The 437-nt window shown below is 61.1% G+C and carries 1 pseudogene; it reads left to right on the forward strand.

The window, feature by feature from the left end:
- Nucleotides 1–164: 164 nt before the first annotated feature.
- Nucleotides 165–437 (forward strand): annotated as a pseudogene (locus GVL52_RS29220) (penicillin-binding protein); the annotation flags it as partial.

Raw genomic sequence — 437 nt, forward strand, 5'->3', positions numbered from 1 at the left:
AACGTATTCTTAGCAAATGGCAACGGCCCTGCTGTGAATTCCTTCACGGATTCACCATGCAGCCCCTGACTGTTCCCCTTGCGCTCCCCGGTGCCGACCCCAGCCGGCACCTTGCGTAATCTATACTCTGCGACCACGAAATTCGCAATCGGAATCTGAACCCGATGACTCGACTCCGCCGCTGGCTGCGCTGGATATTCTTGATTGTCCTGGTCCTGGCGCTGATCGGCGCGGCCGCCGTGGGCGGTCTGTACTACGCCGTTTCCTCCAAGCTTCCCGACGTGCAGACCCTGCGCGACGTGGAAATGCAGGAGCCGATGTACGTCTATGCTGCCGATGGCAAGCTGATGGCGGTGTTCGGCGAGACCCGGCGGACCCCGATCACCATGAAGGACGTGCCGGAGAAGCTGAAGCAGGCCTTCCTGGCGACCGAGGAC

It is taken from the genome of Rhizobium sp. 18055 (genome assembly GCF_902706285.1).
Lineage (GTDB): Bacteria > Pseudomonadota > Alphaproteobacteria > Rhizobiales > Rhizobiaceae > Rhizobium.